The sequence below is a fragment of the Hyphococcus luteus genome (assembly GCF_002943565.1).
Taxonomy (GTDB): Bacteria; Pseudomonadota; Alphaproteobacteria; order Caulobacterales; family Parvularculaceae; genus Hyphococcus; species Hyphococcus luteus.
In genome coordinates, this window is the sequence record NZ_PJCH01000005.1 from 290,513 (window position 1) to 304,891 (window position 14,379).

14 protein-coding genes are annotated in these 14,379 nt (G+C 63.1%); 9 read left to right on the forward strand and 5 right to left on the reverse strand.

The genetic code is table 11. The annotated features are described in order from the left end of the window. Positions 1 to 295 precede the first annotated feature (295 nt). Both CW354_RS06250 and CW354_RS06255 read left to right on the forward strand, forming a co-directional pair. Positions 296 to 2,116: a hypothetical protein gene (locus CW354_RS06250; protein WP_133162202.1), complete on the forward strand. Its 1,821-nt coding sequence runs from the start codon at positions 296 to 298 to the stop codon at positions 2,114 to 2,116. 84 nt (positions 2,117 to 2,200) lie between these two features. After that, positions 2,201 to 2,407: a twin transmembrane helix small protein gene (locus CW354_RS06255; protein ID WP_104830016.1), complete on the forward strand. Its 207-nt coding sequence runs from the start codon at positions 2,201 to 2,203 to the stop codon at positions 2,405 to 2,407. Here CW354_RS06255 and CW354_RS06260 read toward each other — a convergent pair. Beyond that, positions 2,404 to 2,889: a YbjN domain-containing protein gene (locus tag CW354_RS06260; RefSeq protein ID WP_104829183.1), complete on the reverse strand. Its 486-nt coding sequence runs from the start codon at positions 2,887 to 2,889 to the stop codon at positions 2,404 to 2,406. The two genes, CW354_RS06255 and CW354_RS06260, sit on opposite strands and share 4 nt — an antisense overlap. A gap of 182 nt (positions 2,890 to 3,071) precedes the next feature. On the opposite strand from CW354_RS06260, the gene CW354_RS06265 reads away from it, so the two are divergent. From CW354_RS06265 to CW354_RS06280, 4 genes are all read left to right on the forward strand, one after another. Further along, the gene (locus CW354_RS06265) at positions 3,072 to 3,821 is read left to right on the forward strand and encodes an electron transfer flavoprotein subunit beta/FixA family protein (protein ID WP_104829184.1); all 750 of its coding nucleotides are present in this window, start codon (positions 3,072 to 3,074) and stop codon (positions 3,819 to 3,821) included. Beyond that, on the forward strand, positions 3,821 to 4,750 hold the full coding sequence (locus CW354_RS06270) for an electron transfer flavoprotein subunit alpha/FixB family protein (RefSeq protein WP_104829185.1): 930 nt from the start codon (positions 3,821 to 3,823) through the stop codon (positions 4,748 to 4,750). The genes CW354_RS06265 and CW354_RS06270 overlap by 1 nt, the downstream gene beginning before the upstream one ends. A gap of 194 nt (positions 4,751 to 4,944) precedes the next feature. Continuing rightward, positions 4,945 to 5,823: a 3-hydroxybutyryl-CoA dehydrogenase gene (locus CW354_RS06275; RefSeq protein WP_104830017.1), complete on the forward strand. Its 879-nt coding sequence runs from the start codon at positions 4,945 to 4,947 to the stop codon at positions 5,821 to 5,823. 128 nt (positions 5,824 to 5,951) lie between these two features. Continuing rightward, positions 5,952 to 6,155 (forward strand): dodecin family protein, encoded by a 204-nt coding sequence (locus CW354_RS06280; RefSeq protein ID WP_104829186.1) that lies wholly within the window; start codon positions 5,952 to 5,954, stop codon positions 6,153 to 6,155. Between the two features lie 138 nt (positions 6,156 to 6,293). On the opposite strand, the gene CW354_RS06285 is transcribed toward CW354_RS06280, so the two are convergent. The 3 genes from CW354_RS06285 to CW354_RS06295 all read right to left on the reverse strand — a co-directional run bounded on the left by CW354_RS06285 (position 6,294) and on the right by CW354_RS06295 (position 10,705). Beyond that, positions 6,294 to 8,105, reverse strand: a complete 1,812-nt coding sequence (locus CW354_RS06285; protein ID WP_104829187.1) for an aq_1923 C-terminal domain — start codon at positions 8,103 to 8,105, stop codon at positions 6,294 to 6,296. Positions 8,106 to 8,256: 151 nt separating this feature from the next. Continuing rightward, the gene (locus CW354_RS06290; RefSeq protein WP_104829188.1) at positions 8,257 to 9,930 is read right to left on the reverse strand and encodes an aq_1923 C-terminal domain; all 1,674 of its coding nucleotides are present in this window, start codon (positions 9,928 to 9,930) and stop codon (positions 8,257 to 8,259) included. Positions 9,931 to 10,081: 151 nt separating this feature from the next. Continuing rightward, on the reverse strand, positions 10,082 to 10,705 hold the full coding sequence (locus tag CW354_RS06295; protein WP_104829189.1) for a TlpA family protein disulfide reductase: 624 nt from the start codon (positions 10,703 to 10,705) through the stop codon (positions 10,082 to 10,084). 32 nt (positions 10,706 to 10,737) lie between these two features. Here CW354_RS06295 and argH point away from each other — a divergent pair, with 32 nt between their 5' ends. The 3 genes from argH to lysA are packed head-to-tail and all read left to right on the forward strand — an operon-like array spanning position 10,738 to position 13,532. Then, entirely contained in the window at positions 10,738 to 12,144 is a 1,407-nt protein-coding gene (argH, locus tag CW354_RS06300) for an argininosuccinate lyase (RefSeq protein ID WP_104829190.1), read from the forward strand. Positions 12,145 to 12,147: 3 nt separating this feature from the next. After that, positions 12,148 to 12,264, forward strand: coding sequence for an LPS translocon maturation chaperone LptM (gene lptM, locus CW354_RS23780; protein WP_165793555.1), 117 nt, complete (start codon positions 12,148 to 12,150; stop codon positions 12,262 to 12,264). A 5-nt stretch (positions 12,265 to 12,269) separates the two neighbouring features. Further along, complete coding sequence (gene lysA / locus CW354_RS06305; protein ID WP_104829191.1) at positions 12,270 to 13,532, forward strand: diaminopimelate decarboxylase; 1,263 nt, start codon at positions 12,270 to 12,272, stop codon at positions 13,530 to 13,532. A gap of 436 nt (positions 13,533 to 13,968) precedes the next feature. Here the strand turns inward: lysA and CW354_RS06310 are convergent, their stop codons facing one another. Beyond that, positions 13,969 to 14,343, reverse strand: a complete 375-nt coding sequence (locus tag CW354_RS06310) for a DUF5658 family protein (RefSeq protein ID WP_104829192.1) — start codon at positions 14,341 to 14,343, stop codon at positions 13,969 to 13,971. Positions 14,344 to 14,379 lie beyond the last annotated feature (36 nt).

The window sequence follows — 14,379 nt, forward strand, 5'->3', positions numbered from 1 at the left end:
CCTGCACTGCTTTCACCGCCAGCATAGCTGGGCATGCCTGAAACCCCGGTTAAGGAAAATTAGGACACGGGCGATGCTCTTCGACGGCGAGCGCCGGAAGGCGCGGCGGCCTGAAACCGCCAGGTTTCGCCGCCCGCCGGAGGGCTGCGTCCTATCCCCGAACGGACGGAATAAGCTTTTGTTTCTACAAAGCCTTTCGTCCCGGGCGGGGCGGGCGTTGCGCCGTCTGCGGAACGCTTGCCCTGTGGACGGCGCGCACTATCGAAGCCCGCCGGCTCGGGTTAACATAAGGTTTATGGGTGTTCGGTGGATCAAGGGCTGGGCGATGGGGATCGCCGCCTTTCTGGCGGCGTGCAGCTTGCCGTCCGCAAGCGCTCTTGCTCAAGACGGCGCGATCCCGCCCCCCGTCAACACCGGCAAAAGATGGGAAGTCTACAAGGCGGCGTGGAGCCCCGAAGACGAAGCCGGCTATTCGGCTTTCGTGGCCGCCATCGGCCATTCGGACTGCACCTCCATCGACAGCTGTCTCAAAGACGACGCCAATCCCTACCGCTCGTCCGTCGATCCGCATCTGCCGGGCGACTGCGCCGACATGGCTTACGTCCTCAGGGCCTATTACGCCTGGAAAAACGGGCTTCCCTTTTCCTATCAGAACGCCATGCGCACCGCCGACGGCGCGCGCGAAGACATCCGCTATTCGAGCGCCGGCAATGTGGTGGCGGGCCGGCGTCAGATTTTGAACTATGTCACCAACGCGCCGCACTTCATCGCGCGCATCGGCGGCGAGGTCTCGACGGCCATGTTCCGCACCGACCCGACACGCGGCGGCGGCAGAAGCCATGACGATTTTTACCCGGTGAAGATCGAGCGCGGCGCCATCAAGCCCGGCGTTCTCGCCTATGACATCTACGGCCATGTGGGCATCGTCTACGACATTCTCGAAGACGGGCGCATCCTCGTCGTTGCGTCGCACCCGGACAATTCGGTGACGCGCACCGCCTACGGCGCCAATTTCATGCGGTCGAAACCGGCGCTCGGGGCGGGGCTCAAAGCCTGGCGCCCGATCCGCGTCAAAGGCGCGAAAAAAGCAAGCGACGGCTCGCTCCTTGGCGGCGCGCTTTATGCGGCGAAAAACGAGGAGATCGCCGACTTTTCCATGGAGCAGTATTTCGGCACTGTCCCGCACCCGTCAGGCGTCTGGCATTATGGCGAGTTCAAATTCAAAGGCCGCACGCTGAAATATTACGATTATGTGCGGCGCAAGCTCGCCGCGCCCGACTTCGCCTATAATCCGGTGGACGAGCTGCGCTTCGGGCTCCAGACCATTTGCGGCGATCTGAAAGCTCGCAAGGTCGCGGTCGACGCCGCCTATCGCAAGCGCCTGCATATGAAGCCGCATCCGCCGAAACTGCCGCGCAACATTTTCGGCACCTATGGCGAGTGGGAGGAATATTCGACCCCGTCGCGCGACGCGCGCCTCAAAGTCAGCTTCATCGAGCTGCGCCGGACCATGCAGCATCTCGTGGAGGACGTGCGCGCCGGCGCGCCCGGCGTCGTCTATGACGGCGACGACCTCGCCGGCGATCTCGTCGCGGCTTTCGAGGAAGAAAAGAACGCCTGCACCTTCACCTATTGGCGCTCGGACGCGACCCGGATGCGGCTCAATCTCGCTCACGCCATGGAGCGGTTATGGGCGCTCTCTTTCGATCCCTATCATTGTCCGGAGCGCCGCTGGGGCGCGACGGGCGCCGAACTTGAGACGTGTACGGACGGCAAGACCAAAACCCAATGGTACAACGCCCAGCGTTTTCTGCGCTATCAGGCGAGACGCACCTATGACGTGCGCATGGACTTTTCTTTGCACGAGCTGAAGCCGCCCATGGTCGCCCCGCCGGAACAAGGCGGCCTCGGCGTCGACGCGCCGGCCGACGCCGATATTCGCGGCTATCTCTACCGGCTCGCAGACCCGCTCGTGGCCGACAGCGAAGAGGAAGCGGAAGCGACGCCGACAAGCTATGCGCCGGAAGAAACAGGCGTCTTTCTCCCCAGCTGGCATCACAAATCAGCGATGGAGCCAGTGAGCGGATCAGGCTCTGGGAAAACTTCCCGCAAATAGTGGAAATCGCACGCAGCGCGTCCTATATTGCCCGCCAAGGGCAAAAAACGCCTTTTAATAAAATCTATATTCGGGAGCGGCTTCATGGACGCCTTTGTTTTCTTCCTGATCCCCATCGGCCTCGCCGTCACAGCGATCATCCTCGGCGTCGGCATTTACTCCCTCGCGCGCGGCGGAACCTTCGCCAAGGAAAATTCGAACAAGCTGATGCGCATGCGCGTCGCGGCCCAGGCGGTCACCATCGCGCTGATGATGCTGTTCCTCTGGCTCGTGGGCAAAGGCGGCGCTTAAGCGTTCGCGCGCGCCGAAGCGTAATCGATATAATCCATGAACGTCTCAAGGGCGCCCGCCCAGAGATAAAGCCCTTCGCGAAGAGCGCCTTTGTCCTGGGCGCCGCTGACCGACACCACATGATCGAGAAACGGATCGTTCTCTTCATCGAGAAAGGCCCGCCCGCCGAGCTGTTCGGCGTTCCACTGATTGATCTTCTCCAAAGGAAAGCCGTCCTCAAGGTCGAAACCGGCGATGAACAAAAACTCTGTGCAACGCCCGCCAGCCCCGCAATTGGCGGAAAGAACCTCGAAGCGTCCGCCGCCGGCGGCGCTGTAGATTTTGCCGGCCTCGCCGCCATCGGCGACCCGCGCCGCAAGCCCCTCGCCGGCAAGCACGGCTGCGACTTCCTCAATGGTCATGCCGGAGGCAAGGGTGTTCTGCGCCGACACCGGCCCCAACGCCATGACGGCCGCCGCCGCCAGGCCGATCCGTTTTTTCATATGTCGCCCCGTCTTCAAGAAGTCCCTGGAAAAAGCCTATGCCGGGGCGCAAGGCCCGCCAAGGCGCCCTTAAAAGTTTGGCGCCAGCGAGCGTTGAAACCTTAGAACCCCGCGACTATGGTCCGCCCGAAATCGCCGCCTTCCCGGCGGCCCTGCCCAGCACCCTTTGAGGAGCCCTTGAGATGAAGATTCTCGTGCCCGTCAAACGCGTGATCGATTACAATGTGAAGGTCCGCGTGAAATCGGACCAGAGCGGCGTCGATCTCGCCAATGTCAAAATGTCCATGAACCCGTTCGACGAGATCGCCGTCGAGGAGGCGGTTCGCCTGAAAGAAGCGGGGACGGCCGAAGAGATTGTCGCGGTCTCGATCGGGCCGGAAAAAGCGCAGGACCAGCTGCGCCAGGCGCTTGCCATGGGCGCGGACCGCGCGATCCTGATCAAAACGGAAGAGACGGTGGAGCCGCTGGCCGTCGCCAAGCTCCTCAAGAAAGTCGTCGAGGAGGAAAGCCCGGAGCTCGTCATTCTCGGCAAACAGGCGATCGACGACGATTCGAACCAGACCGGCCAGATGCTCGCCGCGCTGCTCGGCTGGGCCCAGGGCACGTTCGCCTCCAAGGTCAATCTCGCCGACGGCAAGATCGACGTTACGCGCGAAATCGACGGCGGCTTGCAGACCGTGTCGCTGAAGCTTCCCGCCATCGTCACCACCGACCTTCGCCTTAACGAGCCGCGTTACGCCTCGCTGCCGAACATCATGAAGGCGAAGAAAAAGCCGCTCGACGTGAAGGAGATCGGCGATTACGGCGTCGACGTTGCGCCGCGGCTCGAAACGCTGAAAGTCACCGAGCCGCCGAAACGCGAAGCCGGCGTCAAGGTCGAAAGCGTCGCCGAGCTGGTGGATAAACTGAAAAACGAAGCGGGAGTGCTCTAATGGCTGTTCTTGTTATCGCCGACGTTCATGGAAACGCCATTGACGATTCCACCCTTAAGGTCGTCACCGCCGCCAAGGAAATCGGCGGCGATGTCGATGTGCTGGTCGCCGGCTCCGGCGCGGGCGACGCGGCTGCGGCCGCCGCGAAAATCGACGGCGTCAGGAAGGTTCTCCACGCCGATGCGGAGCACTACGCCAACCGCCTCGCCGAGCCTTTCGCCGATCTCATCGTCTCGCTCGCCGGCGATTATGACGCGATCCTGAAAGCCGCGGCGACCACCGGCAAGAACGTCATGCCGCGGGTCGCCGCGCTTCTCGACGTCATGCAGATCTCGGAGATCGTCGCGGTCGAGGCGCCGGATACGTTCGTGCGGCCGATCTATGCCGGCAACGCCATGCAGACGGTGAAGTCGAACGACGCGAAAAAGATCGTCACCGTGCGCGCCACCGCGTTCCAGGCGGCGGGCGACGGCGGCTCGGCGGAAGTCGCGACCGTCGACGCGCCGGCCGATCCGGGCCTGTCGTCCTTTGTCGGCGAAGAACTGACGGAATCGGAGCGCCCAGAGCTTGCCGGCGCCAAGATCGTCATCTCCGGCGGGCGCGCGCTCGGCTCTTACGAGAATTTCGAGAAATACATCTTCCCCGTCGCCGACAAGCTCGGCGCTGCTGTCGGCGCGTCGCGCGCCGCTGTCGACGCCGGCTATGTGCCGAACGATTATCAGGTCGGCCAAACCGGCAAGGTCGTCGCGCCCGAGCTTTACATCGCCGTCGGCATCTCCGGCGCGATCCAGCACCTTGCGGGCATGAAGGACTCGAAAGTCATCGTCGCCATCAACAAAGACGAAGAGGCGCCGATCTTCCAGGTCGCCGATTACGGCCTCGTCGCCGACCTCTTCAAGGCCCTCCCGGAGCTGAATGAGGCGCTCTAAAAAACGCGCGGCCTTTTCCGTTAAAACAAAAGCCCCGCTCCGACGGGGCTTTTTCTTGCCCCGTCGGCGCGGCGCCCGATCACGCGCCAGGCGCCCGCCGCCCTTGCCAGCCCCCCATGTTGCGGTGCAGTATCCGCGGCCCGCGAGGCGAAAATCAAAAAGCGCGGGCGGTGAAGGGCGGACGGAGCAAAATCATGAGCGATATCAAAACCGTAGGGGTGATCGGCGCAGGCCAGATGGGGCGCGGCATCGCCCATGTTTTCGCCGTCTCCGGCTATGACGTCGTCCTCAACGACATCAGCGCCGGCCAGCTTGAGGCCGCCCGCTCGACCATCGCCAAAAACCTGGCGCGCCAGACCGCGAAAGGCCTGATCGACGAGGCGGCCGAAAAAACCGCGCTCGGCCGGATCAAGACGTCGACCGGACTCGACGACCTTGCGGCTTGCGACCTCATCGTCGAAGCGGCGAGCGAAGTTCAAGGCGTCAAAAAAGACATCTTCGACAATCTTAAAGGCAAGCTGAAAGAGAACGCCATTCTCGCCAGCAACACCTCTTCGCTTTCGATCACCGGCCTCGCCGCCGGCACGGACCGGCCGGAAAATTTCATCGGCCTTCATTTCATGAACCCGGCGCCGGTGATGAAGCTCGTCGAGGTTATTCGCGGCATCGCCACGTCGAAAGAGACTTTCGCAAGAACCAAAGGCGTCGTCGAAAGCCTCGGCAAGACAATGACCGTGTCGGAGGATTTTCCGGCTTTCATCGTCAACCGCATCCTGATGCCGATGATCAACGAAGCGATCTACACGCTTTACGAAGGCGTCGGCTCGGTCGAGGCGATCGACACCGGCATGAAGCTCGGCGCCAACCACCCCATGGGCCCCCTGGAGCTTGCGGACTTTATCGGCCTCGATATCTGTCTCGCCATCATGCAGGTGCTTTACGAAGGTCTTGCGGATTCGAAATACCGGCCCTGCCCGCTTCTCGTGAAATATGTGGAGGCCGGCTGGCTGGGGCGCAAAACCGGCCGCGGCTTTTACGATTATGCCGGCGAAACGCCCGTCCCGACGCGCTGAACCGCTTTTTCTTAAATCGCCGTCAGGAATGCGGCGGCGTTTGCGCGGCGCCCTTAAAAGGGGTCTAATCCGCTCCTTTCGCGCGGGGACATAACCGCGCGCTTCATAAAATGAATAAGGAGGATGTTATGGCGGTCGCACGCGTGACGGAAATCATCGCCGGTTCAAAAAAGAGTTTTCAGGACGCCATCGAAGACGGCATAGACCGCGCCAACAAGACGCTGAAGAACGTCGAGGGCGCCTGGATCAAGGATCAGTCGATCATTCTCGACAAGGGAAAGATCAAGGAGTACCGCGTCGTGATGAAAGTCACCTTCGTCCTGGATGATTAAAAGAGTATCGTCAAAAGAAGGACGGACCAACCACAACGACTCGCCACGGTTTAACCGTGGCGTCCATCAGCACCAAGCAGCTCGAAAGATGGACCCCACGGTCAAGCCGTGGGGAGTCGCTTGCCGAGCGGCGTTTTATTACTCCGTATGCGTCAGGGTGACGTTCAACACATCCGGCAGGGTCTGCGGCGCAGCTTGCGACGCCGCCTGCAGGCTCGCAAAATCCACCGGATCCTCCGGCGCGGCGACAAGGCTGAGCGCGCCGCCGCTTTCGATAAATTTCGCCACAGCCTCCGCATAGGCGGGGATGCGCGCGTTCTGCTCCCCCGCTTGCGCGCCGGTCAGCCGGACCATGGCGGCGACGGACTGGCGCAACGCCGGACCGGCCTCGGGGTCTTCCGGATCGGCGCCGTTTTCGACGGCGGCGTAAGCGAAGAGCCGGTCGAGAATGCCTTTGTCCGCAAGGCTGTGCTGCAGGCCTTTGAGCGAAATCTCTTTCGCCGCCTCCGGCAGCGGCGTATCCGCCTGCGCCATCGCCTCCCAGCGCGCCAGCGACGGCCCGCCGAGCTGCAGGCCGACATCGCCTGCGGAAACCCCCTCGGCGTCGCCATAGAGCGACAGCGCCGTGTCGCCCGTCTCGCCGTTCCAGCTCCAGGCCATCCCCATATCCGCGGTCAGCCGGTCGACGCCGAGCGCCGTCAGAGTCTCGATGAGCTTGTCGAATTGCGGCGCGGCTTCCGTCGCGAAGCCGGGGCCCATGCCGTCGCGCATCTGCGCGACCATGACGTTGAAATCATAATTCACGCCCTCATAGGCGACGTCATAGGCCGCCGGAACCAGCCAGTAGAAATCGGCCGCCGCGACATCGATCCGGTCCACCGTATAGACCGGCGCGCCGTTCCAGCTTTCGCGATAGCCCGTCATGGTCTGCGCGCCGAAATCCAGGAGTTCCGTTTCGGTTATCGGCGGCAACGCCCATTGCGCCAGCCAGGCGAGCCCGCCGCTGATATCGACGCCGCGCGTCTCGACGAAATCGATTTCATATTCGGTGACGCCGGCGCCCGCCGCCGCGGTCAGAAATTCCGCCGGATGCCGGATCATGTCGGCCGCCGCTTCGGCCGGGGGCGTGTTCAGGATTTTTTCGTAAGGGTTCTTCCCGCGCGCCTTTTCTTCTTCGCCGGAGACTTCAACCAGCGGCGCCGCCTCGCCGGCTTCGACCGATGCATAGACGCCGCGCACGCTTTCATAATCCACCGCGCCGGCGCGATAGCCTCGGGCGAAAGCCTCGTCGAGCATGAAGGCGACATTGTCGCCGCGATTGTTGTTGAGGCGGAAGGAAAAGTCAGAATAGGCGGCGCCGTCATAAGCGAACGCGCCCATCACCGCCGCCATATGGCGCAGAACGCCCGCGCTCTCGGCGGCGCCCTCTTTCGGCTCGAGCGCATAAGAGCGCGCGGCGAGGCCGTCGATCACCAGCTTGCCGATGGAGAGCGAAGCGTTTTCGGTTCCGTTCTCCCATTGCAGGCCTTGCGAATGCAGCCCTTCGATGGACAGCCGGTCGAACAACGCCGACATGTCTTCAAGGCTCGCAGCGCCGGAAAAGACCGCGTCAGCCGCCGCCGGATCGCCGCCCCACATCACCGCCCGGTCGGCGACAAGCCGCGCATCGGGCGCGCTCGCCAGCGCGATGGCGAGATCGTCGATCACCATGGCGCCGAGCCCCGCGTCGAACCGGGCGCCGTTATGGCTGACGGAGACCCAGTCCGGCAGGACCGCAAACATGGCGTCGACGTCGAAAGGCTCGCCATCCGTCTGCGCATAAGGCGCCGACAACAAGTCTTCCGCAGTCAGAACCGGCCCGGGCCCCGTCGCGCAGGCGTGCAGCGCCAGCGACGCGACCGACGCGCAAAAAAGAGTGCGGACGGACCGTAATTTCAATGATTTGATCATTGGCTCCCCCTTCCCCGGCAAGCGCCTGCGGCGCCCGCCTTTTCCCCAAAGGCCGGGACCGCCGCGCCGGAGCGGAGCGGCGGCCGGCGGGAAGAGCCTAGATCATCGGGCGGCGAATGAGAACCGCCCGATGATCGAGCGTGACGAGGGCTTATTTCTCGTGCGTCACCGTCAGGTCGATGACATCGGGGAGCGTTTGCGGGGCCGTCGCGCCCGCCGTCTGCAGCGTCGCGAAAGGCACGGGCTCCGCAGGCGTCGCGGCGACTTCAAGCGATCCGCCTTCGGCGACGAAATCGGCGAGCGCGTTCACATAATCGGTGACGCGCTCGTTCATTTGCGCGACTTGCGCGCCGGAAAGCCGGATCATCGCCGGCACCGACGCGCGCAGGTCTTCGCCCGTGCCGCCCATTTGCAGCGCCGCAAGCGCGAAGACCGCATCCAGCGCTTTTTCGTCTTCGAGTTTCATCGAGAAATTCTTGAACGCGCCCTGGGTCAGGATGGCTTCATCGTCGCCATCTTCCATGGCGGCTGCGATGTCGGCGAGTTTGAAATCGCCGAAACCCAGCCCCAGATCGAAATTCGCGAATTTTTTCATATTCGCTTCGTAGGTGAGATCGGCGGCGCCGGATTTCGAATTCCAGACCCAGCTCGCGGTTCCGTCGCCTTCCACATGATCGAGGCCGTGATCCTTCAGGACTTTCAGCGCCTCTTCTTCCGTCTCCGGAACATAAGCGGTGAAATCGTAAACCGCATCTTTGGAATCGACCTTGATGTTGGACGGCGCCAGCCAGGTAAACTCGCCGGCGGTCATATTGGCCTCGGCCACGGTGACCGCGCGCTTGCCGTTGACGAAGGTCTCCATATTCGTCGCCTTCATCGTTCCAAGATCGATGAGGTCGGTTTCGCTCGCCGGGGGCTGTTCGCCTTTCAGGCCCCAGGAAAGTAGGCCGGCGAAATCGATGTCGCGCCACTGCAGCTGTTCGGTTTTCACATGCTGGCGTTTCGGCGCGAACAGGGCGCCGAGCGGGCTGTTCATCAGCATCGCGCCTTGCGGGCCCATGGCCTGGCGCACAGCGGCGAGTGACGCCTCGCTTTGCGTCACGTCATATTCAAGGTCATTGGCGATAATCGCGCCGAGCTTGCCGCCGCCGAGACCGACAAAGCGCAGATCCGGCGCCGACATACTGACGGTCGGCGCGTCCCCGGACTCCGTCCCGAAGGAAAGATCCTTGAAATAAACGCCGGCGAGATTGACCGCGTTGAAAAACCGCGCCGCCTCATTGCCGGCGCCGTCGCCTTCAACGCCGCCCTGCCGGATTTGCAGCTTGTCGAATTCGACGCCGCCAATCGTCAGCCGCACCGCCTCATTTCCCTCTTCAAGCCCTTGCGAAGCGACGTCGAGGAAGCGGACTTTCTGGAAAACGGTCTCGAACGGCGCGTCGGGGCCGGTCTTCTCCGCTGTCTTCACGCGCTCGATGGCGTCCATGTCGACGCCGTAAAACTCGGCGCGCGCGACCGTCACGCCTTCGCCGTCATCGGCGTCGGCGAAGCGCAGATTTTCGACCACCGTCGCGCCCAGCGCATCGTCGAATGTCGCGGTTTCATAGGCAGGGCGCGATTTCTCCGGCATCAGCGCCAGGAGCGCGTCGATGTCCGTCGGCTCGGCGTCTTTCAGCGTGAACTTCTTGTCGAGGGGCGAGCCGGCGTCGGCTTTCGCCGCAGCGGCGCTGGTTTCCGAGGACGGGCCTTCCGCGCCTTCTTTTTTACCGCAGGAAACAAGCGCCAGCGCGGCGGCGCCCGCCAGCAGGACATTCGACAATTTCATAAGATGAGCTCCCCTGATTGATTGCGATCCGCCCAGTATTGAACGGCCCCCGCAAGTGTAATGGGCTGGAGGTGGTATATCGGGATTGGCCCGGCAAGCCTAGGGCGCTCCCAGTACGCTGACTTGCGGCTGTTTTTCAGCGCGCCCGGTCTTAGCGAGGGAGCGCGGAAGAGACCAGCGCCCGCGCTTCCGGGGAAGACCAGTCCGCCTCGCCCACGAGACGGCCGACCTCCTGGCCCGTCGCGTCATAGAGAATGCTGACGGGCAGGACATTCGCCCCGCCGATCGCCGACGTGAACTGCAGATTGGGGTCGGCATAGAGCTTTAAATGCTCGATTTCGAGGCGGTCGAGAAATTCCCGCGCCACTTCCGGCCCCTGCGGATCGGCGGCGATGGCCACCACTTCGAACTTTTCCCCGCCGAGATCGCCCTCGAGCGCGTCGAGGGAGGGCAGCTCTTTGAGGCAGGGCGCGCACCAGGTCGCCCAGAAATTAACCAGCACCGCCTTGCCTTTGAAATCGGCGAGGGTCACATCCGCGCCCTCATGGGCGAAGGCGATCTGCGGCGCCCCGCGCGGCGGAAAGGCGTAAGCGAAGTCGGCCATTTCGCCGATGAGGAGCGCGTTGTCCTGTTCAAGGGCGGAATAGGCCTTTTCGCCGCCTTCCGCGCCCGGCTTTGGGCTTACGCTCGCGCTTATGATGACGTAGAGGAGGAACGCCGCGCCGAGGCCGCCCCAGAGGAGGAGCCAGAATCGCGGCTGTTTGATGAGATTCACGAGATTGTCGCTCCAACAGAATTGCTTGCCTGATGTCAGATAAAACCGAACCAGCCGAAAACCAAATGTGGGGCGGCAGATTTTCGCAGGGGCCCGCCGAAATCATGGAGGCGATCAACGCCTCCATCGATATCGACAAGCGGCTCTGGCGCGAAGACATATGGGGCTCGAAGGCCCATGCCGCCATGCTCGCCGAGGCCGGGATCATCTCCCGCGCCGACGCCGAGGCGATCCTCAAGGGCCTCGATCAGGTCGCCGCGGAGATCGAAGGCGGAACGTTCACATTTTCGAAAGCCCTCGAAGACATCCACATGAATATCGAGGCGCGCCTGAAAGAGCTCATCGGCGAGCCCGCCGGGCGGCTCCACACGGCGCGCTCGCGCAACGACCAGGTGGCGACCGATTTCCGCCTGTGGTGCCGCGCGGCTTGCGAGGATGCGGCCTCAGGGCTCGGCGATCTGATGGCGGCGCTCTCGGAAAAAGCGCTTGAAAACGCCGATGCGGTGATGCCCGGCTTCACCCACCTCCAGACCGCGCAGCCCGTCACCCTCGGCCATCATTTGCTCGCCTATGTGGAGATGTTCTCGCGCGACGCCGGGCGCTTCATGGATGCGCGCGAGCGCATGAACGAAAGCCCGCTCGGCTCGGCCGCGCTCGCCGGGACGCCCTTCCCGATCGACCGCAAGACGACGGCGGAAGCGCTCGGCTTCGACCGGCCTTGCGCCAATTCCCTCGACGGGGTTTCCTCGCGTGACTTCGCGCTCGAGCTTTTGTCGGCGGCGGCGATCTGCGCGACGCACCTGTCGCGCCTCGCTGAAGAGATCGTCTTGTGGACCTCGCCGCAATTCGGCTTCGCCTCTTTGTCCGACGCGTTCTCCACCGGCTCGTCGATCATGCCGCAAAAGCGCAACCCCGATGCGGCGGAGCTGGTGCGCGCCAAGACGGGCCGCATCACCGGCTCGCTAAACTCGCTTTTGACGGTGATGAAGGCGCTGCCGCTGGCCTACGCCAAGGATCTGCAGGAAGACAAAGCCGCGACCTTCGAGGCCGTCGAAGCGCTGGCCCTCGCCCTTTCCGCGATGACCGGCATGGCGAGCGACTTAAAACCCAACCGCGAAGCCATGAGAGAGGCGGCGGCGCGGGGCTATTCCACCGCAACCGATCTCGCCGACTGGCTGGTGCGCGAGCTCGGCCTTCCTTTCCGCGAGGCCCATCACGTCACGGGCCGCGTCGTGGCGCTCGCCGAAAAAGCCGGCAAGCGGCTCGACGAGCTGACGCTCGCCGACATGCAAACCGTCGAGCCGAAAATCACCGACGATGTTTTCACCGTGCTTTCTGTCGAAGCCTCGGCCGCCTCGCGCAAGGCGTATGGCGGGACCGCGCCGGACAATGTTAGAACCCAGGCCCAACGCTGGATCGCAGCCTTGAAGAAGGGATAAACCATGCGCGCGCTGTTTCTCATTCTCGCCCTCTCCTTCGCTCTTTCGGCCTGCGGAAAAAAAGCGCCCCTGCGCGCGCCGGACAAGCCTGAAGAACAATCCCTCAACGGGCGGCAATAACCCCCGTGCATCATTTCGAACATCGCAACGGCCGTCTTTATGCGGAGGATGTGGATGTCGCGGCGCTCGCTGGCGAGATCGGCACGCCGTTTTACGTCTATTCCGAAGCGACCCTGCGCCGCCATGTGCGCGTTTTTGCGACAGCCTTCGCCGGCGCCGATCCGCTGGTCGCCTTTTCGGTCAAGGCGAACTCCAACCTCGCGGTCCTGAAGATTCTCGCCAGCGAAGGCGCCGGCGCCGACGTCGTCTCCGCGGGCGAACTGATGCGCGCCCTGAAGGCCGGGATCGCGCCGGAAAACATCGTTTTCTCCGGCGTCGGCAAGACCGGCGAGGAAATGAAGGCCGCGCTCGACGCCGGCATCTATCAGTTCAATGTGGAATCGGCGCCCGAGCTCGAAGCGCTGAACGACGTCGCCTTGGCGCTGGGCAAGCGCGCGCCCATGGCCATGCGCGTCAATCCGGACGTCGCCGCCGGCGGCCATGACAAGATTTCCACGGGCCGCAAGGAAGACAAGTTCGGCGTCGCTTGGGACGACGCGCGCGCGCTTTACGCCCATGCCCGCGGCCTCGACGGCATCGAGGTGGTCGGCGTCGATTTTCACATCGGCTCGCAGATTTCCGATCTCGCGCCCTTCGAAGCCGCTTTCACGAAAGCCGCCGGGCTGATCGCGGATCTGCGCGCCGACGGCTGCACGATCGACCGGCTCGATGTGGGCGGCGGGCTCGGCATTCCTTACGGCGATAAAACGCCGCCGCCGCATCCGGACGATTATGCCGGCCTCATCAAGAAACTGACGGCGCCGCTCGATGTGCGGCTCATTTTCGAGCCGGGCCGGATGATCGCCGGCAACGCCGGCATCCTGGTGACGCAAGCGATCTATGTGAAAGAAGGCGAAGCGCGCACTTTCCTGATTGTCGACGCGGCCATGAACGATCTTATTCGCCCGGCGCTTTACGACGCCCATCACGAAATACAGCCGGTTCTCCTGAAAGAAAACGCGCCGGAAAAACTCTATGACGTGGTCGGCCCGGTCTGCGAGTCGAGCGACTTTTTCGCCAAGCAGCGCGCCCTGCCCGAATTCCGCGCCGGCGATTACGCCGCGATCATGTCGGCGGGCGCTTATGGCGCCGTGCAGGCCTCGCAATACAATACGCGCCCGCTCGTTCCCGAAGTCATGGTCAATGGCGACAAGCATGCGGTCATCCGCCGCCGCCCGACATTCGAGGAAATGCTCGCGCTGGAAACAACGCCCGACTGGCTCTCCTGAAAGAGACAAAGCGCGCGCCGGTTCTTGCAGATCGGGCAGGCGGGCGCCGGTCATGATAACACGGAAATGAAAGACGGGGATAACTATCCACGGGTTTTCCGGCGGGGCTATGATGCATGCGGCCCCCATGAAAGCCCGCAACGTGTTCGCAAAACTGACGATAGAAAGACCAAACTTTCCTCCGGCGTCTCACCACGCTTCAAGCGTGGCGTCCATCCTTTACGCCGGCGCTCGCTGGCGGCCTCTGGGCCCCACGCTTAAAGCGTGGGGAGTCGAAGAAGGAGGGATCGCAAAAAAACAGGATGCATCCCCCGTGAAACAATTTGCGCAAATGGCGCCAAACTCCGCTGAAAGCCAGAAAAGACGCCGTTTAAAAGAAAAAGAGAATCCGGTTTACGCAAATTGTTTCACGCAGCCGCAACCCGCGCCGACGGACTTAAAAAATCCCGGCGATGGCGAAATTATTGGCGACGATCCAGGCGTTGCCCGCCGTCGCCGCGGCGAAGAAGCCGAGCACGATCCAGTGCGGAAACCACAACACCATGAAGCTGATCAGCCCCTGCAAGGCGAGTTTGGCGAAAATCCAGCCCTCGCCCGCATGGGTCATCAGCGCGCTCAGGATCGGATTGGCTTCGACGCCGGCGCCGGCGTCGAGCGCGATCACGGTGGAGGCGATGTCCGCCCCGCCGATCATGTTGTAGACGATGACAAGGCCCCATGCGGCGGCCCGGCGGACGGCCGACGCCCGCGATTGGCGCGCTTCCTGTCCGAGCTGCTGGCGGCGTTTCGACGAGGCGAGCGAAAAAACCAAACCCTGATCTCCTGTTCGTTAACCAGTTTTCGCCAG